General features: G+C 60.6%; 19 protein-coding genes. 8 read left to right on the forward strand and 11 right to left on the reverse strand.

Annotation, left to right across the window (positions count from 1 at the left end; genetic code table 11):
- Positions 1-321: 321 nt before the first annotated feature.
- Positions 322-1,749 (reverse strand): mannose-1-phosphate guanylyltransferase/mannose-6-phosphate isomerase, encoded by a 1,428-nt coding sequence (locus J5274_RS19915; RefSeq protein WP_219275425.1) that lies wholly within the window; start codon positions 1,747-1,749, stop codon positions 322-324.
- Positions 1,750-2,124: 375 nt separating this feature from the next.
- On the opposite strand from J5274_RS19915, the gene J5274_RS19920 reads away from it, so the two are divergent.
- Positions 2,125-3,342, forward strand: a complete 1,218-nt coding sequence (locus J5274_RS19920) for an SfnB family sulfur acquisition oxidoreductase (protein ID WP_209186279.1) — start codon at positions 2,125-2,127, stop codon at positions 3,340-3,342.
- A gap of 126 nt (positions 3,343-3,468) precedes the next feature.
- Here the strand turns inward: J5274_RS19920 and J5274_RS19925 are convergent, their stop codons facing one another.
- Together J5274_RS19925 and J5274_RS19930 are read right to left on the reverse strand one after the other, a co-directional pair.
- Positions 3,469-4,680 carry an acyl-CoA dehydrogenase family protein gene (locus J5274_RS19925; protein ID WP_219275545.1) on the reverse strand — a complete coding sequence of 404 codons (1,212 nt, stop codon included), beginning with the start codon at positions 4,678-4,680 and terminating at the stop codon, positions 3,469-3,471.
- 68 nt (positions 4,681-4,748) lie between these two features.
- Positions 4,749-5,795, reverse strand: a complete 1,047-nt coding sequence (locus tag J5274_RS19930) for a substrate-binding domain-containing protein (protein ID WP_209186280.1) — start codon at positions 5,793-5,795, stop codon at positions 4,749-4,751.
- Between the two features lie 240 nt (positions 5,796-6,035).
- Between J5274_RS19930 and J5274_RS19935 the strand changes: the two genes are divergently transcribed.
- The 7 genes from J5274_RS19935 to J5274_RS19965 all read left to right on the forward strand — a co-directional run bounded on the left by J5274_RS19935 (position 6,036) and on the right by J5274_RS19965 (position 14,813).
- A complete protein-coding gene (locus tag J5274_RS19935) occupies positions 6,036-7,517 on the forward strand; it encodes a sugar ABC transporter ATP-binding protein (RefSeq protein WP_142832306.1) in 1,482 nt (493 codons plus the stop codon).
- Positions 7,514-8,572 (forward strand): ABC transporter permease, encoded by a 1,059-nt coding sequence (locus tag J5274_RS19940; protein WP_142832305.1) that lies wholly within the window; start codon positions 7,514-7,516, stop codon positions 8,570-8,572. Before J5274_RS19935 ends, J5274_RS19940 begins: the two co-directional genes overlap by 4 nt.
- 50 nt (positions 8,573-8,622) lie before the next feature.
- Positions 8,623-10,038, forward strand: a complete 1,416-nt coding sequence (locus tag J5274_RS19945) for an LLM class flavin-dependent oxidoreductase (RefSeq protein WP_142832304.1) — start codon at positions 8,623-8,625, stop codon at positions 10,036-10,038.
- Positions 10,039-10,170: 132 nt separating this feature from the next.
- Entirely contained in the window at positions 10,171-11,184 is a 1,014-nt protein-coding gene (locus J5274_RS19950; protein WP_219275546.1) for a sugar ABC transporter substrate-binding protein, read from the forward strand.
- A gap of 70 nt (positions 11,185-11,254) precedes the next feature.
- Complete coding sequence (locus J5274_RS19955; RefSeq protein ID WP_143123359.1) at positions 11,255-12,799, forward strand: sugar ABC transporter ATP-binding protein; 1,545 nt, start codon at positions 11,255-11,257, stop codon at positions 12,797-12,799.
- Positions 12,789-13,811 carry an ABC transporter permease gene (locus J5274_RS19960; protein ID WP_142832301.1) on the forward strand — a complete coding sequence of 341 codons (1,023 nt, stop codon included), beginning with the start codon at positions 12,789-12,791 and terminating at the stop codon, positions 13,809-13,811. Before J5274_RS19955 ends, J5274_RS19960 begins: the two co-directional genes overlap by 11 nt.
- 3 nt (positions 13,812-13,814) lie before the next feature.
- Positions 13,815-14,813 carry an ABC transporter permease gene (locus J5274_RS19965; protein WP_142832300.1) on the forward strand — a complete coding sequence of 333 codons (999 nt, stop codon included), beginning with the start codon at positions 13,815-13,817 and terminating at the stop codon, positions 14,811-14,813.
- A 39-nt stretch (positions 14,814-14,852) separates the two neighbouring features.
- Here the strand turns inward: J5274_RS19965 and J5274_RS19970 are convergent, their stop codons facing one another.
- The 8 genes from J5274_RS19970 to J5274_RS20005 all read right to left on the reverse strand — a co-directional run bounded on the left by J5274_RS19970 (position 14,853) and on the right by J5274_RS20005 (position 24,364).
- Positions 14,853-16,175, reverse strand: a complete 1,323-nt coding sequence (locus J5274_RS19970) for an FAD-binding oxidoreductase (protein ID WP_142832299.1) — start codon at positions 16,173-16,175, stop codon at positions 14,853-14,855.
- Positions 16,176-16,185: 10 nt separating this feature from the next.
- Complete coding sequence (locus tag J5274_RS19975; RefSeq protein ID WP_142832298.1) at positions 16,186-17,070, reverse strand: ABC transporter permease; 885 nt, start codon at positions 17,068-17,070, stop codon at positions 16,186-16,188.
- A gap of 10 nt (positions 17,071-17,080) precedes the next feature.
- Entirely contained in the window at positions 17,081-18,031 is a 951-nt protein-coding gene (locus J5274_RS19980; protein ID WP_142832297.1) for an ABC transporter permease, read from the reverse strand.
- A 96-nt stretch (positions 18,032-18,127) separates the two neighbouring features.
- Complete coding sequence (locus J5274_RS19985; protein ID WP_142832296.1) at positions 18,128-19,804, reverse strand: peptide ABC transporter substrate-binding protein; 1,677 nt, start codon at positions 19,802-19,804, stop codon at positions 18,128-18,130.
- An 87-nt stretch (positions 19,805-19,891) separates the two neighbouring features.
- Complete coding sequence (locus J5274_RS19990; protein ID WP_142832295.1) at positions 19,892-21,223, reverse strand: FAD-binding oxidoreductase; 1,332 nt, start codon at positions 21,221-21,223, stop codon at positions 19,892-19,894.
- A 1-nt stretch (position 21,224) separates the two neighbouring features.
- Complete coding sequence (locus J5274_RS19995) at positions 21,225-21,923, reverse strand: SDR family NAD(P)-dependent oxidoreductase (protein WP_143123356.1); 699 nt, start codon at positions 21,921-21,923, stop codon at positions 21,225-21,227.
- Positions 21,924-21,947: 24 nt separating this feature from the next.
- Positions 21,948-22,433 (reverse strand): MarR family winged helix-turn-helix transcriptional regulator, encoded by a 486-nt coding sequence (locus J5274_RS20000; protein ID WP_142832293.1) that lies wholly within the window; start codon positions 22,431-22,433, stop codon positions 21,948-21,950.
- A 287-nt stretch (positions 22,434-22,720) separates the two neighbouring features.
- Complete coding sequence (locus tag J5274_RS20005) at positions 22,721-24,364, reverse strand: ABC transporter ATP-binding protein (protein ID WP_257625728.1); 1,644 nt, start codon at positions 24,362-24,364, stop codon at positions 22,721-22,723.
- Between the last annotated feature and the right edge of the window lie 232 nt (positions 24,365-24,596).

The following is a 24,596-nucleotide window of genomic DNA, read 5'->3' on the forward strand; positions in this document are numbered from 1 at the left end:
ACGGCAGCTTGGCAAATGGTGACCAGGTCTGATTGTTCACAGGCGGCGCCGCGCCGTCATCTTGCTTTGACGCAGAAGTCGACGCAGTGCGCGGGGTCGTTGCGGGAAAACATTGCGAGCGCCGCCTGGGACATACAAGCGTCATTCGACGCTTGGCGATGTGCAAAGGGAGATCAAGGCACGAAGGGCGCCTCAGACGGCTCTCTACCGAGAGCGTCTCGATGCCCGTTCCCTCTGGCCAAGCGCCGGCCGGTCCCGTGGTTACGGGTCGGCCATCAGGCTATTGCTCACGCCGCCACCGACGATCGCAAAATATTTCTATCAGGTGCGGCCGAATTCGTCGTTAAGGCGAATGATGTCGTCCTCGCCGAAATAGGAGCCGGTCTGCACCTCGATCAGCTCCAGCAGGATCTTGCCCGGATTGGCCATGCGGTGGACTTCGCCGAGCGGGATGTAGACGGACTCGTTCTCGCGCACGACCTGCACCTTGTCGCCGATGGTGACTTCAGCCGTTCCCTTGACGACGATCCAGTGCTCGGAGCGGTGATGGTGTTTCTGCAGCGACAGCTTCTTGCCAGGCGTCACGAAGATGCGCTTCACCTGGAAGCGGTCGCTCTTGATCAGCGACGTGTAGCCGCCCCAGGGGCGATAGGACGTGGGATGGGTTTCGGTGAGTGTCGCGGTCTTCTTGTGGCCGGCCAGCAGCTTGACCAGCTTGCCGACATCCTGGCTGTCCTTCAGATGTCCGACATAGACGGCATCTTCGGATGCGATGACGGCGACGTTCTCGAGACCCTGCACGGCAAGATGAGTACCGTGGGTCATGACGAGAGAGTTCCGGGTGTTGACCAGCGTCGTGTTGCCGGCCGACACGTTGCCGTTCTCATCCTGCTTGCCGACCTTCCACACCGAATCCCAGCTGCCGAGGTCCGACCACAGGAAGGACGAAGGCACGACGGCGGCATTGGAGGTCTTTTCCATGACAGCATAGTCGATGGAGATGTCGGGGCTCTTGGAAAAGGCCTCGCTGTCGAGACGGGTGAAGTCGAGATCGCGAACGCCCTTGGCAAGGGCTTCCTTGGCTGCCTTGACCACGGCCGGTGCAAATTCGGTCAGCTCCGCCAGCAACGGCGTCACCGGGAAAACGAAGATGCCGGAATTCCAGTAAAAGCCACCGGCAGCGAGCATCGCTTCGGCCTTGTCCACGGGTGGCTTCTCGATGAAGCGCTTGACCGCATGCGCGCCAGAGGCAAGGGACTTTCCGACTTCGATATAACCGTAGCCGGTGGCAGGCTCTGTCGGGGTGATGCCGAAGGTGACCAGCTTGCCTTCTGCCGCCGTGGCACGGGCGATGCGGATGCAATCGAAATAGGTGGCGTCTGCCGTGATCTCGTGGTCGGAGGCCAGAACCTGGATGATGGTATCCTTGCCGAAAAGATCGCTCGCTACAGCGGCTGCGGCGGCGACGGCGGGGGCCGTGTTGCGGGCAACCGGCTCGAGCAGCACGGCTGCAAGTTCGATGCCGAGTTCGCGGGCCTGCTCGGCCACGAGGAAACGGAACTCCTCATTGGTGACGACGATGGCCGCTTCGTAAAGGTCCCTGTCGGAAACGCGCGACAGGGTGTTCTGAAACAGTGTCTGGTCTCCCACGAACTGGATAAACTGCTTTGGCGCCGTGGCGCGCGACAGCGGCCACAATCGAGTTCCCTTGCCACCGGCCATAATGACCGGGACGATTTTTGCTGCCATGAATTCGATCCTCTTTAAAACTTGTCGTCGATGAATTTCTGCAGGCGAGGCCGCCCTGGCCGCTGTCTGGCTCCGGCATCTACGAACGCTGATTTGTGTCGCTCGTCAAAAGCATGCGAGCACGACGACTGTATCGTGTCTTCCGCTTTCTCCAATCGTTCATTGTCTATTTGTCGATCAAATGAGACACAAGGTTAAGGCTGCAGTCCGGTCTTGTGGAGCTTACGCTATCTATGTCATCCCGCTGAACCCAATGGGCAGCCGGCACAATGAAGTCAGAATTTCTCCACTACGTCTATAAAATAGGTGGTTTTAACTTTTAAGGCGAATGGCTGGTCCGTACCTTTGCACGCAGATGCGACGGGAGGAAAGCTTATGGGCGAACTACGGCTGCTTAATCGAGACAATGGGGACCCGGTGCCTGCGCTGAAGAGCGAGGAAGACGCGATCTCGACTGCGCGAACGCTTGCAAAGGTGTTTGCCCAAACGGCATCCGCGCGAGATCTGGAGCGGACGATGCCTTTCGCCGAGATGGATGCCTTGTCGCGCTCCGGACTGCTCGCGATCACCGTGCCATCCGAGTATGGCGGTCTCGATGTCTCGAATGCTGTCTTGGCCGAGGTCACCGCCATCCTTGCAGAAGCGGATGCGTCGATCGGGCAGATCCCCCAGAACCATTTTTATATTCTTGAAGCGCTGCGCGTCGACGGCAGCGAAGAGCAGAAACGCTTTTTCTTCGGTCGGGCGCTGTCAGGCGACCGGTTCGGCAATGCATTATCGGAAAAGGGCACCAAAACGGTCGGCCATTACAATACCCGCATCACCAGGGACGGCATCGGCCATCGTATCAACGGTCGCAAGTTCTATTCGACAGGCGTCCTTTTTGCCGACTGGGTTACGATTTTTGCACTTGATGCCGACGACAGGCTGACGATGTCATTCGTGGCGAGGGGCACGGAAGGCATCGAGATTATCGATGACTGGGATGGCTTTGGCCAGCGAACCACCGGCAGCGGCACCACTATCCTCAACAATGTCTATGTGCAGGCCGATGCCGTCGTTGCGCACCACAAAGGTTTCGAACGGGCGACCACGATCGGCTCTGTCGGCCAGATCATTCACGCCGGCATCGATCTCGGCATCGCCCGCGCTGCCTTCCAGGACACCATCGCGTTCGTCAATAGCCAGTCACGCCCATGGACGAACAGCGGTGTCGACCGGGCATCGGACGACCCTTTGACAATTGCAAAGCTGGGCCAGATCGCGATCCGCATCGAGGCTGCGTCTGCCGTCGTCGAGCGGGCCGGGCGAAAGATCGACAGCGCCCAGGTCGATCCTACGGAAGCAAATGCCATAGATGCGACCTTGGCCGTCGCGACAGCCAAGGTGTTGACCTCCGAAATTGCCCTGGAGGCATCGACGACGCTGTTTGAGCTCGCAGGTACGTCCTCGACGCGCGCAGGCCTCAATCTGGATCGCCACTGGCGAAACGCCCGCACCCATACTCTCCACGACCCGGTCCGCTGGAAATATCACGTCGTCGGCAATTACCATCTGAACGGCGTCAAGCCGCCGAGGAGCGGCGCGCTATAGAGAAGTTCCGGATACAAACGTCCTCGCAGTCTTGCGGGAAGTTCTACGGATAGCGGACCGCGTTCATCTGAAAAGGCCTCGCTCGCTTTACCGAACGAGGCCTTCCGGCTGTTCCTAGACTATCGATCAGCTGTAGAGGCTGACCTCCGGGATGGTCCCGTTGAGTACAAATTCACCGACTTCCCTGGCCTTGTAGAATACTGGGTCGTGAAGGGTGTGGGTCCGCACATTGCGCCAGTAGCGGTCGAAACGATATTTCGAGGCCGTTGCGCGCGCGCCGATGATCTCGAAGACTTTCGACGTGATGTCGAGCGAAACATGCGTTGCGTGAACCTTGGCAGCATAGGCCTCAGCCGCCGCTTCACCGCGTTCACGGGCGGTTGCATCGTGGCCGCGCGACAGGGCTGCCTGGACAGCGGTTGCGGCGAGATCGGCTAAAGCCGCCGAGGCTTTCAGGGATGCTGTGAACTCGCCGACCCGCTCCAGGATATAGGGATCGTCGGCGGCACGAGCAACGCCGGAGGTGATCCAGGGACGCGTGGTCGTGCGAACATAATCCAGCGCCGCAGCCAATGCTCCTTCCGCGGTACCGAGGTAGAAATTCACGAACACCAGCTGAATGAGCGGCGTATTGAAGGTAGCGAGCACGGGCGGCGGCGCATCGGCATCCGCAGGCGGCGCGACGAAATCGCCCTCATAGACCGGGAAATCGCGGAACTCCACGCTGCCACTGTCCGACAATCGCTGGCCCATATTGTCCCAGTCGTCATTGGCGATATAGCCGGGCCGGTCGGTCGGAACGGCGAAGTTGACGATCTGTCCGTCGAGAAGCGCGTTGGCGTTGATGTAGTCGGAAACGCGGGCAGCGGTCGAAAACGTTTTCCGGCCGTTTAGCACATAGCCGTTGCCGCGTTGCGTGAGCACCAGCCCCGGATCGCGCGGATTGACGGCAGCGCCCCAGTAGAGGCTGCGCGCAACCGTCTCGGCGCCGAGCGCCTTGGCGCGCGACTGGTCGGCGAAGGACCAGTAGATCGACTGGCTGTTGACGTAGTGGTAACCAAGCAGCTGGCCGAGCGAGCTTTCGCCACGAGCAACGATCCGCACAAGCTTCAGGGCATCGATCCAGTCGAGCCCGCCCCCGCCGATCTCGGCCGCGTGCGGCGCATTGAGAAGACCGGCGTTCTTTAACCGGACAATCTCAGGGATAGGCGGCAGGCCATCACGATCAAGTTCCGCACCGCGACGCGCGAAATCTGCGGACAGCTCTAATGCCCTTGAAAATAGCGCTTCGCGCCCGATGCCGTGGGCTGCTGCAAAGACGACATTCGACTGGCTCATCTCAAATCCTCCAATTGAAAAGTGCGGAGGGCAAGGCGTACGAAACGCCCTGCCCTCACCGCAGATGATCAGAATAATGCCTGCGGGATCCAGCTGGCGGTGGCCGCGCCGCTTGTATTGAAGGCGGGCAGCTTGGCGGCGAGGTCCTCGATTGTCTTAACGCCGGCGGCGCGAAGAGCCGCCTGGGTCAGGAGGGTAGGCTCGACCGTGATCTGGTGGGGGACGGGCTGACCGGCGATCTCCAGGGCCGCCGCGCGGACCGAAACCGCTCCGACGACTGCCGGGTTGGTCGCGACGGTGGCAACCCATGGGCTACCCTCTTCGGTGATTTCCTGAATGTCGGCCGTCGAAACGTCGGCGGAATAAATTCGGATCTTGTCCTTGATGCCGAGATCGCCGGCCGCCAGCTTCACGCCACGGGCAAATTCATCGTAGGGCGCAAAGACCACCTTGATGTCCGGGTTTGCCGTCAGGGCCGCCTTTGCCTGGTCAGCGGTCGTCGTCGCCGTCGTATCGCTGACATTGCCAAAACGCGCCTTCTCGACGACGCCGGCATTGTCGGCCTTGAATTTTTCCCAGACCTCGTTACGGCGGTCGAGAGGCGCAAAACCGGCAACATAGACGTAGGCCGCATTGAACGCGGTGCCATTTTCTTTTGCGGCCTGTTCAAGTGCCTGCTTGGCGAGAGCATGATCGCTTTGCTCTACCTGCGGGATCTTGGGATTGTTGAGGTTCACGTCAAAGGCAACCACCTTGACGCCCTTGTCGAGTGCTTGCTGCACAACGTCGGTGAGCGATTCGGGCAGGCCGTGGTCGACGACGATGCCCTGGACGCCAAGATTGATCGCCTGCAGGATCTGCTCGCGCTGTTCCGACGCATCCTGTCGTCCCGGGAAGACACGAAGGTCGATGCCGAGCGCCTTGGCCTGGGCGACTGCCCCGGCCTGGTAGGCCTGGAAAAAATCACCGGCCGAGATGTAACTGATAAGGGCCAGCTTGACGCCACCCTTGTCGAAGGGCGCCGGAGCGCCCGTAATGCCACCGGCCGCAGCGGCCTGGCTCATCAGCAGCGGAAGGATGGCGGCGCCGGCGGCGAGCCGTAGATAAGATCTCATGTTCGCATTCCTTTTGCATGTCTGTCGGGTCCATCGGGGCGTCGTGCGACAGACCGTTTGACCGCCCTGGCGACGCGATTTCAGTAGATATAATTCCCTATTGAATTTGTAGACTGTTTGATGCGTTGTTTCCGGTTGAAGGAGATTGTTTGTTTCCTGGACAGCCTCTCGGCAGCAAGGCTTTGCCTGTCTCATCGGCATCGCAGCTGGCAGAATTGTCGAAACAACGAAAGTTCGACCGTGCCTCTACTGGATGTCCTCAACCTCCGCCGCAGCTTTGCCGAGACGAAGGCGCTCGGCGGCGCCTCGTTGTCCATCGAGCCCGGCGAGATCGTCGCTTTGATGGGAGTGAACGGTGCCGGAAAATCAACTTTGGTGAAAATACTGTCCGGCGTGCTGCCGGCCGATGGCGGCGAGATGCGGCTCAAGGGGCAGAAGTTTGCGCCCGGCAGCCCGGCCGAGGCGGCAATGGCCGGTATAGTGACGGTGCACCAATCGACCGATCTTGTCGGCGCACCAGGGCAAACGGTGGCTGATGCGCTTCTGCTCAACCGCTTCGCCGATGGCAGCATGCCCTTTTTCGTCTCGCGAGCCAGCATTCGCAGACAGGCGCAGGCAATCCTGGACATTGCCGGCTTCGATCTGCCGCTTGACCGAGATTTTGGTGAGCTGTCGGCCGCAGAACGCCAACTCGTGGCGATTGCGAGAGCCGTGGCAAACAGGGCAGATTTGCTGATCCTGGACGAACCTACGGCCAGCCTGTCGGCGAGCGAGAGTAACCGGCTGTTCGATATCCTGCGGCGAACCCGGCGGACGGGGCTCGCAATCCTCTACATTTCCCATCGCACGGCGGATCTGCAGGCTATTGCCGACCGGGCGCTGGTCATGCGCGGCGGTGTCATCGTCGGCGCCTTCGGTCAACCGATCGATTTTGACCGTGCTGTAGAGGCGATGATCGGCCGCCCGCTTCGCTCGATGCGTCCGGGCGTGGGGGTGGCGCAAGGCGAAGCTGTGTTCACGATGCGGGGCGCGTGCCTTTTACCCGGAAGCCCAATTTTCGATCTTCAACTGTCGCCCGGAGAAGTTGTCGCCATAACCGGCGTCCTTGGTTCCGGCAAGAGCCGCCTCTTGTCGGCGATCTTCGGCCTACTGCCGCTGACGTCTGGCGAGATGACGCTCGGCGGATTGCCCTACCGCCCGAAACGTCCTGCCGACGCTATTGCCGCCGGCGTCGCCATGGCAGCCGAGGACCGGCATCGCTCGTCGTTGATGCCGCCCTCCTGGCCCGGCAATAGCATCGCCGCAACCATCGGCCTGCCGCATCTGGCCAAGTGGTCCCGGCATGGGTTCCTCGATAGCGCCCGCGAGCGTCGCGAGGGTGAAAAGGCCATCGACAGGTTGCGGATCAAGGCGACCGGACCCTCATCATCCGTCTGGACATTGTCGGGCGGCAACCAGCAGAAGGTGGTGCTGGCTCGCTGGGAGGCCGAACCGAGCCGCCTGCTGCTTCTCGACGAACCCTTCCAGGGGGTCGATGTCGGTGCACGCCAGGACATCATCCAGGCGATCCGCAGCCGCAAAGATCGCGCCACGCTGATTGCCACCTCCGATCCTGAAGAAGCGATTGAAATGGCCGACCGCATCCTCGTCATGGATCGCCACGGGCTGCAGTCGCTGAAGCCAGACCGCCACGAAGATACCCGAGAAGGAATACCGGCATGAGCGCCACCGACAGCAGATCTTTCGAAACGGAAAAAGGTCTCCCGCCATCTCGCATCGGCGGTCGTGGGTGGATCGCCAGCCTCCATTCATTCGTGCGCGCTGGCGCCGTATTCATCCTTCTGGCAGCGCTTGTCATCATCTTCACCGGTGCCCAGCCGGCCTTCATTAACCTCGGCAACCTGATGAGCATCCTGCAGGCCGTTTCCGTCGTTGCCATCCTCGGCGCCGGCGTCACGGTGACACTTGCGGTCGGCGGCTTCGACCTTTCGATCGGCGCCGTTGCCGCCTCGAGCGTCATGGCCGCCAGCTATGCGATGATCGTCTGGGGGCTCAACGTCTACGAGACCGTCCCTCTGGTCCTGGCGCTCGGCGCTGTTGTCGGCCTGCTGAACGCGCTGCTGATCGTCAGGCTGAGGGTGCCGGATCTGCTGGCGACGCTGGCCATGATGTTCCTGTTGTCCGGCCTGCAGCTTATTCCGACGGCCGGTCGATCGATCTCGGCAGGGCTGGTCCTACCGGATGGATCGAAGGCATCGGGTGCCTACGATCCCGCCTTCCTGCTGATCGGCCGCCACAGCCTGTTCGGCATCGTACCGGTCTCCGTCGTCCTGATGGCGCTGGTGGCCTTTGCTCTCTACGTGCTGACGGAGAGGACCCGCATCGGACGGCTGTTGTTTGCTACCGGTGGCAACGAGGTGGCGACACGGCTGGCCGGTGCCTCCACGCTTAGGCTGAAAACGCTGGCATACGTGATTTCCGGCACACTCGCCGCGCTCGGTGGCATCATCATTGCGGCCCGGGTTGGCCGCGGTGACGTGTCTTCGGGCGGATCGTTGCTGATGGACGCCGTTGCGGCCTCGCTGATAGGCTATGCAGTGCTGGCCCTGCGCCGCCCGAACGTGCTCGGCACCATCGCCGGTGCCGTCTTCGTCGGTGTGCTGCTCAATGGGCTGACCATGCTGAATGCTCCCTATTACACGCAGGATTTCGTCAAGGGCGCCGTGCTGGTCGGTGCCCTCGCCCTTACCTACGGCCTCAACCGCGGCAATGCCTGAGGCCATCAGATGCTGCGGTAGCATCGTTTTACTGCGAAAGGACCAATATCATGAGCCGTGAAATCAGGCTGAATGCTTTCGACATGAACTGCGTCGGCCACCAGTCGCCAGGTCTTTGGACCCATCCGCGCGACCAGTCTTGGAAATACAAGGATCTCGACTACTGGGTTCATCTGGCAAAGACGCTGGAGCGCGGCAAGTTCGACGGACTGTTCATCGCCGACGTGCTCGGCGTCTACGACGTGCTGAACGGCAATGTCGATGCGGCGCTGCGCCACTCCGCACAGGTGCCGGTGAACGATCCGCTGCAACTGATTCCGACCATGGCCCATGCCACCGAGCATCTCGGCTTCGGCCTGACGGCGTCGCTGTCCTTCGAGCACCCGTACACCTTCGCCCGCCGCATCTCGACGCTCGACCATCTGACAAAGGGCCGCGTCGGCTGGAACATCGTCACCTCCTATCTGAACAGCGGCGCACTCAACATCGGCCAGCAGGCCCAGTCCAAGCACGACGACCGATACGACCTGGCGGAGGAATATCTGGAAGTCTGCTACAAGCTCTGGGAGGGCAGTTGGGAGGACGACGCCGTCGTCCGCGACCGCACGACGGGGATTTTCACCCACCCCGAGAAGGTCCACCCGATCGGCCATGCCGGCAAGCACTTCACCGTGCCCGGCATCCATCTCAGCGAGCCATCGCCACAGCGCACACCAGTACTCTACCAGGCAGGCGCCTCCAGCCGAGGCAAGGATTTTGCCGGGGCACACGCCGAATGCATCTTCGTGGCTGCGCCATCGAAGCCGGTGCTCAAGCGCTACGTCGCCAATGTCCGGGAGGCGGCCGAGCGCAACGGCCGCAATCCTCGCGAGATCCTCGCCTTCAACCTGCAGACTGTCATCCTCGGCGAAACCGACGCCGAGGCGAAGAAGAAGTTCGACGAATACCGCAAATACGTCTCCTACGAGGGTGCGCTAACGCTGATCTCCGGCTGGACCGGCATCGACTTCAGCCAGTTCGGCCCCGACGAGCCGCTGCGGCATCGCTATACCAATGCCGTTCAATCGGCCGTCGAAACCTTTACCACCATCGATCCCGACAAAGTCTGGACGGTGCGCGAGATGGCCGATTGGGTTGGCATCGGCGGCTTCGGTCCGGTGTTTGTCGGCTCGCCACAGACAGTCGCCGACCTCCTGCAGGAGTGGGTCGAGGACACCGATGTCGACGGCTTCAACCTTGCCTACGCCGTCACACCGGAGAGCTTCGAGGATGCCGTCGACCTCCTGGTGCCTGAGTTACAGAAGCGCGGGGTCTACAAAACCGAATACAAGGCCGGGACGTTGCGCGAGAAACTCGGCGCCCGGGGACCGCGACTGACAGCACCCCATCCGGCGGCCGGATATCGCAATCTCGTTCGCGACTTCGAACAACTGCGGGCGAGCGGCTGGGACCGTGTCCGGGTATGAGCGTAATACGCTGAAACCGGGGCGAAATTCGATGCGGACATTGCCCGGTTCCGCAGAAATTTGAAAAGCTGTTCCTCGTCTATATCGTTAGAATACTTATTCTATCGACATTATTTATTAAAGGAGAGGGACATGGAATACGAGCGTTCTAAGGGTGGAATTGGCCGGCGTGATCTGTTGAAGCTGTCGGCGATAGCTGGCGCTGCGGTGGCGGGAGCAACATTGGCCGGGCGGGCGCCCGCATCTGCCGCCGATGGTGAACTGTCTCTGAAGGGCAAACGCATCGCGATCAGTGCTACGGGCACGGATCACTTCTTCGACCTTCAGGCCTATAACGCCCAGATTGCCGAAGTGAAGCGCCTTGGCGGCGAGCCGATCGCCGTCGATGCCGGTCGCAACGACGGCAAGCTTGTGTCGCAGCTGCAAACCCTGATTGCCCAGAAGCCGGATGCGATCGTCCAGATTCTCGGCACGCTCAGCGTCATCGATCCATGGCTGAAGAAGGCTCGCGATGCCGGCATACCGGTGCTGACGATCGATGTGGGCTCCACCAACTCGCTCAACAACACGACGTCGGACAACTGGGGGATCGGCAAGGATCTGGCACTGCAGCTGATTTCCGATATTGGCGGTGAAGGAAACATCGTCGCCTTTAACGGCTTTTACGGTGTCACGCCCTGCGCCATCCGCTACGACCAGCTGGTCAATGTCGTTAAATATTTCCCGAAGGTGAAAATCCTCCAGCCGGAACTGCGCGACGTCATCCCCAATACCGTGCAGGATGCTTTCACCCAGATCACCGCGCTGCTCAACAAGTTTCCGGAAAAGGGATCGATCAAGGCAATCTGGTCGGCATGGGATATCCCGCAACTCGGTGCCACCCAGGCTTTGGCGGCTGCAGGCCGCACGGAAATCAGGACCTACGGGGTCGATGGCAGCCCGGAAGTGCTGCAGCTCGTCGCAGATCCGAACTCGCCGGCCGGCGCCGATGTCGCGCAGCAACCGGCGGAGATAGGACGCACAGCCATCCACAATGTTGCAAAGCTGCTCGCCGGCCAGACCCTGCCGCGCGAAACCTACGTCCCGGCTCTGCTCGCCAATAAGGCCAATGTCAACGAAGTCACCAAGAAGCTCGGCATCGGCTGATCTCGGGGTCATCAATGTCTGCGGCCCGGCCGCAGATCGCTCCCGATGCTGCGCGCCGCGCGAGGGTTCCATGACGATTACATCCACACCTCCGCCCGGGGATCGCGATATCATCCGCCTCGAAGGTATCGACAAGCACTTCGGTGGGGCACAGGCGCTGTCCGGTGCGTCGCTCGCGGTTCGCCGTGGTACCGTTCACGGCCTGGTGGGCCAGAATGGGGCCGGCAAGTCGACGCTCATCAAGCTGCTGGCGGGACTGCACCAGCCGGACGCCGGGAGCATCGTCATCGACGGCCAGAGATTCGAAAAGCTGACGCCACATCTGGTGGAAGAGCTCGGTATCCACTTCATTCACCAGGACCGCCTGCTGGTTCCGACCTTTACCGTCGGCGAGGCGCTTTTCCTCGGGCGGGAGCCGCGTATTGCTGGAACGCCGTTTCTGGATCGCCGTGCCATGCAGCGTCGCGCGGCCGCAATACTCGAGGATTATTTTGGCATCAACTTGCCCACCGGCGCCTTGGTCAGCGAACTGTCGACTGCGGAAAAGCAGATCGTCCAGATCACCCGGGCATTGCTCAACCAGCCTAAGATCCTCGTTTTCGACGAGCCCACTGCCGCGCTCGTGCACCGGGAAGCGGAAATCCTTTTCCAGCTGATCCGCCGCCTCCGCGATGAAGGCGTGACAATCATCTATATCTCGCACTACCTCAACGAAATCGAGGCTATCTGCGACGATGTCACTGTCTTGCGCAATGGCCGTACCGTTGCCGCGCTACCGATGGCGAGCACCTCCGCCAACGCGATTGCGCGGCTGATGATCGAGCGTGACATCGAAGACATGTTTCCAAAGCGAGCGGTGACTGTCGGAGAGGACCTGCTGCAGCTGGAAAATCTGACATCACCCGGCAAATATGCCGATGTGTCTTTCACACTCCGGCGTGGAGAAGTTCTCGGGTTGACGGGGCTGCTCGGTTCTGGCGCGAAGGAGCTGGTCCGCACACTGTTCGGCCTTGAGACCGCCACCGCCGGCACCATCGCGGTCCTCGGCAAGACGATACAGCCTGCCGATCCGTCTGAGGCCACCGACCGCGCAATAGCCTTGGTGCCAGAGGACCGCCGCATCAATGGAGTGGCGCTCGATCTGGATGTCGGCGAGAACATCAGTCTGGCCTCCTTGCCGCGTTTCACCCGGTTTGGACTGATCGACCGGAGCCGGGAGGCATCCGAAACGGAGCGGCTGATCCACCGGCTCGAGATCAAGACCGCAGGACGGGAGGCGCTGGTTCGGACGCTTTCCGGCGGCAATCAGCAGAAGGTCGCCATCGCCAAATGGCTGAGCCGGCATTCCGAAATCTACCTCCTAGACGAGCCGACCGTCGGCGTCGATATCGGCTCCAAGGTCGAGATCTACACGCTGATCGGCGACCTCGCCGAAAGGGGCGCCGGCATTATCGTGCTGTCCTCGGACTTGCCCGAACTGGTCGGGATAACCGACCGCATCCTCGTCTTCTTCCGAGGCCGCATCGTGCGCGAATTCGCGTCGCGCGAGACCACGCCCGATGCGGTGCTTGCCCAATCGACCGGCTCGAAGGAGGAACTGCGCCATGTCGGCTGACGCTCACTACGCGGGTATCGATTTCGAACCGGCGCAAGACATTCGCCCGAGGCTCGGTCGCAATTTCACGACTGCGGCCCTTCGTGGCGGCTCGCTCCTGGCCTTTGCCGCAATCCTAGTGATCTTTTCGCTGACCGCTCCCTATTTTCTGAGCGTCGGCAATATCGGCAATGTGCTTGGCCAATCGGCCATATCGGGCGTTCTGGCGATCGGGCTTACCCTCGTTCTCATTGCCGGCGGATCGAATGTGGTGACGGGTGGCATCGACCTGTCGCTGGCAGCCAATATGGGTCTCAGCGCCGCAGTCTATGCCAGCCTGATCCAGTTCGGTTTCGGCGATGCAACGGCCATCGCGGCCGCCATCGCGACCGGGGCGTTGATCGGTGCTGTCAATGCAGCGGCGGTCGTCCTTGCGGGTATCGTGCCGCTTTTGGCAACGCTGGCGGTGATGAATGTTGTCGGGGGCCTGGAACTGGTACTGACGCAGAACACCGTGCTGCCGGCATCGACGCCGTTTCTTTCTCTCCTCTCGGCCACCGACCCGTTCAGCATCCCTGTTCTCGCCTATGTCCTGCTCGGCTTCACACTGTTGGTGACCGGCATCGTGCAATTTACACCCCTCGGATTACGCCTTTACGCCGTCGGTGAATTTGCCGAGGCGGCGCGCGCTGCAGGCTTACCCCTCAAGCGGCTGGTGGCGGGAGCATTTGTCGCCAGCGGCGTCTGCGGCGGCCTGGCTGGAATTCTTTCAGTCTCCTATCTGAGCGGGAGCACGACGGGCGCTGGCGAGATGCTGCTTCCGGTCGTAGTGACTGCGCTGCTCGGATCCGTCTTTTCCCGTCGCCTCGTGCCGACCATCCCGGGAACGCTGCTCTCGGCGCTGCTGGTCGGGTTCCTGGTCAACGGCTTTCAACTGCTCAATATATCGAGCACGCTTGTCAGCGGCGTCCAGGGTGCGCTGATCCTGATCGTCGTGTCCGCGACCACATTGCTGCGTCGACAGGAGAATTGATCGATGTCCCTAACCGCACCCTTGCCAGTTACAGACGCTGCATCAGCCCACCGCACCCTGCATAACCTTGGTCGCTACGGACTGGTGCTGGCTCTGATCGTCGTCTTTGCCATTTTCAGCCTAACGACGTCGACCTTTCTGACCTTCGCCAACCTGCAGAGCGTACTCGTCAACAATTTCACGCTGCTCGCTATCGTCTCCGTGGCCATGACCTTCGCAGTCGCCTCAGGCGGCATCGATCTATCCGTCGGCACGGCGGTCGACATGGCAAGTTTTGCCTTCGTCTCGGTGGTGCTGGCGGGCCAGCCAGTGGCGATTGCCGCACTTGCTGGGCTTGTCGCCGGCGGGCTGGTCGGCGCATTCAACGCGCTGCTCATTTCCGGCATCGGCATATCGCCGTTTCTGGCGACGCTGGGAACGCTGTTCATCGGCCGCAGCATCCAGCAGATGCTCACGAATGGCGGTAACCCGGTCTATCTTCCCCCGAACGGCGTGCCCGCTTCCTTCCGCTTTATCGGCCATGGCACGATCGCCGGCGTGCCGACCCCGCTGTTCGTCGCATTCCTCATCATCGTGGCTGCAGCTATTATACTTTCCCGCAGCCGGTTCGGACGCGTGCTGCTGGCATCCGGCATCCAGCCCAGCGTAGTGCGCTATTCCGGCCTGTCGATCCGCGCCCATGTCGCCCTCGTCTTCATCCTGGTCGGGACAATTGCTGCTGCAGCCGGGCTGATCCTGACCGCGACCGTCAGCGTCTACATCCCCTCGTCCGGAAATGCGTTCCTGCTCAACGCCATCGGCGCAACCTTCATCGGCACTACCTTCAGTCCACGCGGCCGCCCGAACATCCCCGGCACAGTTCTCGGCGTCCTCCTGCTCGCCATCGTTGCCAACGGCCTGCTGCTCAGCGACCTGAATTTCTACTGGCAGCAGGTCGGAACAGGAACGCTCATCTTCGCCGTTCTTGCCGTAAGCTTCGCCAGCAGGAAAGCGCACGCTTGACGTGGCGCCGTGCGTTTGACCACGCGATGTTGAGCCAGATCAGGCATGCGGCGGTAAGGCGGCGCCTGCGAGTTTCGTCTTTATCCAGTCGGCAACACGGTAATATCGCAGGGTAAGCGGCGGTCCGTATTTCATGTAAAGAGGTGCCGCTGTCAGAGGTTCTAGCTTGAGCGAAAGATCTGACTGCGGAACGCCTTTTGCCCAGTCAGACAGGATGCCGCCCAGCATGCTGCCGGTCGGCACGCCACGACCCGAAAGGCCGGTCAGCGCAACGACGCCCGGTGCCAGATCGTAAAGACGCGGCACGGTGCGGTACTGCATGTCGAGCTCGCCGAACCAGAAATACTCCCATCGGATCTCCTGCCTGATTTGCGGGTGCAGCCATTTCAACCTGTTGCTCATCACCCTGCGGGTATACTCCATGTCTCGGCCGCGCCGCCCCATCGGAAACATCGACGCGACGATCCGCCCCTCGGCATTGTACTTGTAGACATAGATATCGCCGCGACCATCGTGGACGGTGGTATTACGTGGCAGGATCGAGCGGCGCTCGTCTTCCGATAGCGGCTGCGTTGCCGCGACAAAGACCTTCTGGATCCTGAAGGTCCGGTCGAGCTTCGGCCATCCGCCAACCGTATAGGCCCCGGTGGCGAAGATCACCTTGTCTGCAACGACTTTTCCCTTGGGCGTGCGGATCGCCCAGGCGGTTCCGTCGCGCTCGCAACCGGTCACCGGCGATTGCGTATGAATAATTCCGCCCTCCTGGATGACCGCTCGGGCAAGGCCGCGGGAATAACCGAGAGGGTTGAGGTGCCCAGCCTCCTCATGCAGCCAGCCGCCGTGAAAGCGCGGGCTACCGGTAATCGTCGCCACCTCGTCCCTGTCCAGGGCCCGGGTTTTCGCGCCGACGGCGTTGTAAGTGCGCACCTTCTCTTCGATTGTCTTCATCATGCCGGGATAGGCGGCACCCATGACATAGCCGTGCTGCTGCCATTCGCACTGGATCTGGTAGCGCTCGATCATGGCGGATACGCGGTCGTTGGCGCGAGTCTGCCTGGCGATCAGCCGTTCTGCCCAAGGCTCGCCGAGCATCCGGCGCAACTCCGGCAGGCTGTAATGAGTGAACGTCGGCGTGCAATGGCCGGCGTTGCGCCCAGAACCTCCAAAGCCGATCTCTTCCCTCTCCAGAAGCAATACGCTGATGCCGTCGCTGACAAGGTCGAGCGCCGTGGTCAGCCCGGTGTAGCCCCCGCCAACGATGCAGACATCGGCTTTGAGCGTGCCCTCCAGCTCTTTCGTTTCGACAGCAGGCGCTGCGGTTTCGTACCACAAGGTCGTCTTGAACGGAGAAAACCGGGTCATATCGCGCCCTTCAGTTTGCATCGCTGCGCGCGTCAAGTGCGTCGCGCAGGCCGTCTCCGATGAAGTTGAAGCTTGTTACCGCCAGTGTGATCGCCACGCCCGGTACGATCGCGAGCCACGGGGCGCGGTCGAGATATTGCTGCGCACCGTTCAGCATATTGCCCCAGCTCGGCAGCGGCGGCTGGATGCCGTAACCGAGGAAACTGACATAGGCTTCGAGCAGGATGGCGCGCGCGACGGTCAGTGTGGCGGCGACGATGATCGGGCCGATGGCGTTCGGCAGGAGTTCGCGAAACATGATCCAGCGGTTGGAAAGGCCGAGCATCCGGGCAGCCAGCACGAAATCTCGCTCGCGCAGCGAGCGCACCTCGGCTTCGACGATACGGGCGATCTCCATCCAGCTTGTGACTGCAATGATAACGGTGATCATGAACGGGCTGGGCTTGATGAAGGCCGCCAGCGCCAGAAGCAGGAAGATACTGGGAAACGACAGGAAGGCATCGACGAACCGCATCAGCGCCGCACCGATACGTCCGCCGTAATAGCCGGCACAGACACCGATGACGGTGCCGAAGATCGTGCTGAGCACCATGGCGAAAAAACCGACGAGCAGCGAAATGCGTCCGGCCATGAACAGGCGGGCAGCGAGATCGCGGCCAAGCGGATCGGTTCCGAAGATATGGTAGCCGGTCAGCGGTGGGGCAAAGCGGGCGCGAAGGTCGATGTAGAGTTCGTTGAACGGCAGCAGATAGGGACCGATGACGCAGGCAAGCGTCAGCAGCGTGATCATGATCAGGCCGATCATGGCAAGCCTGTGGCGCGCGAACCGACGGAAGGTGCGGCTCTGCCACCAATGGGATTTGCTGGAGCGGGGTATGGAAGCGATTGCTGACATGATCTTTTTCCTAACTCAGCCGGATGCGCGGATCGACGAAGGCAACGAGGAGATCGGCGATCAGACTACCGAACAGCACGAGTATCGCCGAAAACATCAGGAGACCCATGACAACCGGATAGTCGTTGTACCCGAGACTATCCAGAAACAGCCGCCCCATGCCAGGCCATGTGAAGACGGTCTCGGTCACCAGCGCTCCGCCGAGAATGGTCGGAAGCTGCAGCCCCGCCAGGGTGATCATCGGCAGGAGTGCATTGCCGATGACGTGTTTCATCAGGACCCGCCGTTCCGACAGCCCCTTGGCCTTTGCGGTGCGAACAAAGTCCTGGTGGATGACGTCAAGCGTCGCGGTGCGCATGTAGCGGCTCCAGACGGCGACGTTGACGAGCGCCAGAACCACCGTCGGCATGATCAGGTGGATGGCATAGTCACTGACCGAGCCGTTGCCGATCGTGTACATGTTGCCCGCTGGCAGCCACCGCAATTTAAGGGCAAACAGATAGATCGCGACAAGTCCGAACCAGAACGTCGGGATCGACAGGGCGACCATGGCACCCACGGTGGCGGAATAATCGAAGATCGAATAGCGCTTGGTCGCGCCCTTGATGCCGACCCAGGTCCCGACGGCAATCGACAACACGGTCGATGAGCCCATCAGCAGCAGCGTGGCAAAGAGATGCCCGGTGATGATGCCGAGCACCGGCTGGCTGTCGCGATAGGAGTGACCCCAGTCACCCTGCAGAAGATGCCAGAGCCAATCGAGATACTGGATCGGCAGCGGCCGGTTCAGGCCCATCTGCTCGGAGATGCGGTCGAGCGTTTCCTTGGTCATCCCGGGGGTGAGCGCGTATTGCGACAACGGCCCTCCAGGCGCAAGATTGAGGACGGCGAAGCCGATCATCGACACCAGAACCAGAAGGATCAGGCTCTGCCATAAACGGCCCATAAGATAGTGCAGCATCGCGGTCTCTCCGATGATTGCGGGACGCATAGTCCCGGACGTCGAATGCCTCTCCCGCCCCTCCCGCAAAAGGAAAGGGCGGGTAAGGGATCGGCGTTAGGATGCCCAGTACCAGCTCCCGGGGTTCCAGCTGTCGATGCGGACGTTGACATTGTAGGCGATGCCTTCGGCACCCTTCTTGTAGCCGCGCACTGTGGCGTACTGGAAGATGGGCAGTAACGGCAGATCGGCGCGTATGATGTCCTGGATCTTAAGGTAGATCTTCTTGCGCTCTTCCGGCACAAAGGTCTGGCCGCCCTCGGTCAGCAGCTTGTCCACCTCGGGATTGGCATACTGCCAGGTGTTCTGGCCAGAGCCGCCCTTGGCAACAATGGATGTCGACTTGAAATAGTCAGACGTATCGGGATCGGCGCCTGTTAGGAAGTCGAGGCCGACGACGACGCTGTCGAACTTCGAATTCGACCAGTATTCGCCCCACATCACGGCGGGCGGCAGGTTCGAGATGGTCATTTCGATGCCGAGATCCTTGAAGGACTGCTGCATGAACTGCTGCACCTGTTCGCGGATATGATTGCCGGCCGTGGTCGAATTCGAGAAGGAAAGCTTGACGCCACCCTTAGCGCGGATGCCGTCGCTGCCGGGCACCCAGCCTGCATCGTCCAGGAGCTTCTTGGCCTTTTCGGGATCGTATTCATGCTTGGGCAGATCCGGATTGGCATAGAAGGATTGCTGCGGCATATAGCTTTCCGTGGGTGTCGGCAGGCCATAATAGAGCGTGTCGATGATCGTCGTCTTGTCCAGCGCATGATAGAGCGCCTGTCGAACCGCAAGATCCTTGAACTGCGGCCTCTCCATGTTGAAGGTCACGGATTCGACTGTCGAGCCCGGCACGACGAGCACAGTCTTGCCATCCAGCGCCTTGGCTTCTTCATAGTGGTCCGGCGTGATCCACTGCAGGCCCGCGACATCGATATCGCCGGTCTTGAACTGGGTGTAGAGAACCGTCAGGTCAGGAATGTATTTGTAGATGATGCGCTCGAGGTAGGGGCCGTCACCGAAATAACCGGTATTGGCTTCAAGGGTGATGTGATCGCCTGGGACCCGCTCCACCCACTTGAACGGACCGGTGCCGATGGGCGCATGGTTGAACGGAGCGTTGTTTTTGTCCTTCTCTGCGCCGAGGATGTGCTTGGGCACTATGAAGGTCGAGGCGAGGATCGAGGGATAGGGGGCGAACGGTTTTTCCATCTTCCAGGTAATTTCGGTCGGCGACACGACAGTCAGGTCCCGAACCAGTTCATGGCCGGTCTTGCGCCAGCTGAGGAAGGTTGGATCGACCATCAGTTCCAATGTGAACTTGACGTCTTCGGCAGTGAAAGGCGACCCGTCATGCCACTTGACGTCGTCGCGCAGCTTGACCTTCCAGGAAAGACCATCGGCAGAGATGCCGCCATTTTCAACGCTGGGAACCTCGACGGCCAGCGCCGGAGTGAACTTGCCTTTGGGGTCGATGGCAAAAAGCGGGTCGAACAGGCTGAAATGGATACCTTCGTCGACTTCGATATGCAGCATATGCGGATTGAAGACGGTCGGCTCCTGTGAGAAGCCGACGATCATCTGGCCTGTCGGCTTTGCTGGCGGCGTCGCTGCAAGGGCCTGGTCGCGGCCGAGAAGGCCGGGCATGATCAAGCCGGATGCACCGGCCAAAGCCATCATGGTGAGCGCCTGGCGGCGCGTCGGATTGAAGACTGCATGCTTGGTTTCGTCAGACATCGGCTTTTCCCCTTTGATGTTGCTCAGTCACTGTTCCACTTTGTTTTTCGGCACGTCATGTCATCTGCCTTCTTTGCCCGGGCAGAATTAGAAACCGCTGATCAGCTCGATTTTCGAGCCGTCGGAAAAGCGGGAAAGGCGGAAAGCCGTGGGGTCGACCACTGGCGTTCTGCTGGTAACGATGTCGGCCATCAACTTGCCTGCGGCAGGACCGATGCCGAAGCCATGGCCGGAAAAACCGGTCGCGATATGGAAGCCGGGGATTTGATCGACAGCTGAAATCACCGGCACGGCGTCCGGCGTCACATCGATATAACCCGCCCAACGCTGGGCAATCTCTGCCTTTTCGAATACCGGAAATGCCTTTTTGAGGTTGGCAAGCGCCAGGTCGGACAGTTTGTTGGCGGGCTTCGGGTCGAGTACGCGATTGTATTCGAACGGGCTTGCCTCATCCATGGACCAGCGATTGGGGATACGCGCCTCGTCGAGGAAGCGCCCGCCCAGCCGGAATTTCAGCGAGCGCCATTCCTTTCCAAAAGCAGGCATGAAGTCGCGGGCATAGCGGAAGGATTTCGGCACGATATCGACGACGTTCTCATGTCCGGAGGCAATCGTATAGCCGCCATCCTGGCGCTTGCGCACGGCGAAACCCTGCGACCAGATTGCCTGCTCCGGCCCACCTTCCAGCGGTTTTGTCCGCAGGACCGAGTTCATCACCTTCAACTGCGGCAGGTCGATGCCGAAATTTCCGGAAAACAGGCTGGACCAGGCCCCGCCGGCGAGCACCACTGCCGAACAGGCGATCGGGCCACGCTCGGTCACAACGCCCGAGATCCGGCCGCCGGACGTTTCGATGCCGCGCACTGCGCATTCCGTCAGGATCGTCGCTCCCTTGTCGCGGGCGGCTTCGGCAACTGCGGGGGCTGCGACCTGCGGTTCGGCACGTCCGTCCGCGGAGGTGTAGAGCGCACCCTTGATGTCCATATCCGCATTTGGGAACATCGCACGGAACTCGCCGGCACTCAGCATCCTGGAATCCAGCTGGTAGCCTTCGAGGTTACGGTTCCAGCGCTCGTGATCGGCAAACTCCTGATCGCTGGCGCAGGTGAACAGGATGCCGGCGCGTTTGTAGCCGGTCGCACGACCGATCCTCTGGTCGAGATTGCTCCACAGCCGCAGGGCTTCCGCCATTAGCGGCACTTCGCGCGGATCTCGCCTGGAAATACGCACCCAGCCCCAGTTGCGGCTCGACTGCTCGTGACCGATCCCACCTTTTTCACAAAGGGCAACGCGCAGGCCGCGCTCGGCAAGTTCGAGCGCTGTTGATGTGCCGATGATGCCGCCACCGATGACGACGATATCGACTTCGGCAGGCAGGTCGGCATCGCCGTGAACGGGAACGACATAGGGTCCGGGCATTTCAGTAGGATTCCTCGAGCTGGCAATTGATGTTGAATTCGGCGACGCTGGCTTCGTTTGGCAAGTCCAGCAGCATGGATATGATCCGGGCAAGATCGCGCGGGTCGGTCATCGTTTCGGCGGCGCGGTCGGTGATACCGAGCGCCATGTCTGTCGCAACGAAACCCGGGCAGACGGCGGTAGCGCGTATACCAAGATCAAAGCCCGCATGGCGGATGCCGTGGGCAAGGGCAACAGCTGCAAACTTGGAGATCGAATACGAACCGGCGCCGGCCGACTTCACGCGCTTGCCGGACAACGAACCGAGAATGATAACCCTGCCCCGGCCACTTTTGCTGAGAGCCGGCCATGCAGCCCGGGCAAGCCGGCGCGGCGCCTTGACATTGACAGCAAGCATCGCGTCGATGTCCACCTCATCGGCCTCTATGACCGATTTCGGAACCATGATCCCGGCATTGGCGACGATAGCATCGATGCGGCCGAAACGGTCGACTGCCGCATCGACCCAGGTCTGCTCGGCAGTTTCTTCAAATGCATCGTAGGTGTGAACATGAACGCGCCGTGGATCGGCCCAGGCAGGCAGCGCCGGCGTGCGCATGCCAAGCGACAGGCGCCATCCCTGCTCATGCAGAAAAACCGCGACTGCCGCGCCGATGCCACGATTGGCACCCGATATCAACGCTACACGCTCTGCCATCATGGCATGATCCTTCGAAAACAACGATCAGGACAGGCCGGCGATCCGCCGGTAGGTTCTGCGCAGAATGTCCATCAACAGCTGCCGGTCGCCCTCCGGCACGAAGTCGAAGAAGTCCCTGGATTGCCGGGTAACGATGGCGCGCACCTCGACAGCCAGCTCTGCGCCTCTCTCGGTGATGTAAAGTTCCTGTGCGCGGTTGTCGTCTACCGACGTCTCGCGGGTCAGAAGCCCCTGGCTTTCCATCTGCTCGACAAGGCGGCCCATGGCGGAACGATCCTTAAGAATGAGTTGGGCGATCACAGACGGGCGAATTCCCGGATGACTGTCGACCATGAGCAAGGTAGTGATCTTTCCGGTCCCCTTGGCGACATCGTATCCCTCAAGGCGCTCATCCAGATCGCGCGAGACTGCGATATTGACCGTGCGGATGTAGAAGCTCAGCGTATCTTCCAGCACATCAAGATCGATGTCCTCAAGCGAAACGGGTGGCGTCTTTCTTCGTTCTGGCACAGTCGAAAGCCTCAAAAAAGCAAAGCGATACCAAGCTATCCTTTCTGATAAGGTTAGCTATTACGATCTCGGAACGAGAGACATAGGAGTAGTCTTCCAAGGTCATGATTTGCCAGATAGTGGATAATTGCAACTATTTTCTGATGAGTTCGCCGATATTTTATTCACCGTTATGAATTGCCCGTTTATTGGGCGGATACGCATATTCATATGAGGCAAAACGACAAAAAGCCGCCCTGACACGGGTTCAGGGCGGCCACGCTATACGGGATCAGTTTATGGGCGCCTCAGGCGGCCGGCTCCCACTCGGCACCGGGGATCGCCGCGACAAGCTTGCGGGTATAATCGTGGCCCGGCGCGCGGAAAATCTGCGAGGGTGGCCCATACTCGACGATTTCCCCCCGGTACATGACGGCGACCTCGTCGCAGATCAGGCTCGCGACCCTCAGATCATGGGTGATGAAAATCATTGCCACCTTTGTCTCTTTCTGGATTCGCGTCAGCAACTCGAGAATCTGCGCCTGGATCGACGCGTCGAGGGCCGACACCGCTTCATCGGCCACCAACAGCACAGGGTCGAACATCAGCGCCCTGGCGATGCCGATCCGCTGCCGCTGGCCGCCGGAAAATTCATGCGGAAACCTGTCATAGGCACCCTCGTCCAACCCGACGAGCTTCAACGTTCGAAGCGCCTTGGCCTTCGCCTCCGAGATGGACATCCCATGCGCCACGGGCCCGACGGTCAGGACCCTGCCGATGGTATGACGCGGATTGAGGGAGGCAAACGGATCCTGGAAGATCATCTGGATATAGGGTCGGATCGATCGGAATGCGTCGTTCGACATCGGTGCGATATCGCGACCGTCGAACAGGATCTGGCCGCTATCCGAATTCATAAGCTTCACCAGAACCCGGCCGAGCGACGACTTTCCGGAACCGGATTCGCCGACGATGCCGAGGGTTCGCGCCTTGCGGATCGAAAAACTGACATCGTTGACGGCGCGCACAGTTCGACCCTTGGTAAAGAACCCGCCGGACGTGTGGTAGGTCTTACTGAGATGAGATACCTCAAGCACGACGGGCGTATCCGCTGCTCCCTGCCGATCCTGCGCGGTCATGCGCGGAACGGCGGCAATGAGGCGTTTCGTGTAGGGATGCTCGGGCGCGTTCAAGACGATATCGGCAGGCCCCTGCTCCACAAGATGTCCTTTCTCCATGACGATCACCCGATCGGCAATCTCCGCGACGACGCCGAAATCATGGGTGATGAACATCACGCTCATGTTCTTCCGACGCTGGATCTTGCGGATCAATTCGAGAATTTGCGCCTGGGTCGTGACATCCAGCGCCGTTGTCGGCTCGTCGGCGATCAAGACATCGGGATCAAGCGCGAGCGCCATGGCGATCATCACACGCTGACGCTGTCCGCCGGAGAGACGGAACGGATACTGATGCTGAAGCAGGCCTGGGTCGGGAAGACCAACCTCGTCGAGAAGACCGAGAACCTTGGCAGCACGGCTTTCCGGCGTCCCCACCTTGTGCGCTTCCATCACCTCGGCGATCTGATCGCCGATCGTCATCAGCGGATTGAGGGCCGAAAGCGGATCTTGAAAAATGATCGAGACGGCGCGGCCGCGCAACGCCCGCAAAGTCTTTTCATCCGCCTGGATCAGGTCCCGCCCCTTGAACCAGATGCTGCCATGCGTGACGGTGATGGCCGGTGACAACAGCCCCATGATTGCATTGGCCGTCACCGACTTTCCTGACCCGGACTCGCCGATGATGCAGAGAATTTCCCCCGATCTCAGATCGAAGGAAATGTCACTCACCGCATGCGGGCGCTCCATGTTCTTCGGAAGACTGACGGTCAGTTGCCGGACGGACAGAGCAACATCTCCGCCAGCTTCCAGTGGCATAGTTTCAGTCTGCATGATGGCGGGCCCTTTCCGATTTTCGCGAAGGCTTGGGGTTATGCAAGAATGATGCCGAATATCGGGAGTTTCCGTGCGGGCGAATGCCGAAGCACCCTTGTTGATGATACTACGGCTGGGACAATCGGATGAGCGGACCGCATTTCTAACTCTAAAAACTGAAGTGAACCGTATCGTCTCACCCGGTCAGTGGGATCGGCGTTACGTCGGATAATGGTCTGCAGCATCAATA

The organism is Rhizobium sp. L51/94, from assembly GCF_019355555.1.
Lineage (GTDB): Bacteria > Pseudomonadota > Alphaproteobacteria > Rhizobiales > Rhizobiaceae > Rhizobium > Rhizobium rhododendri.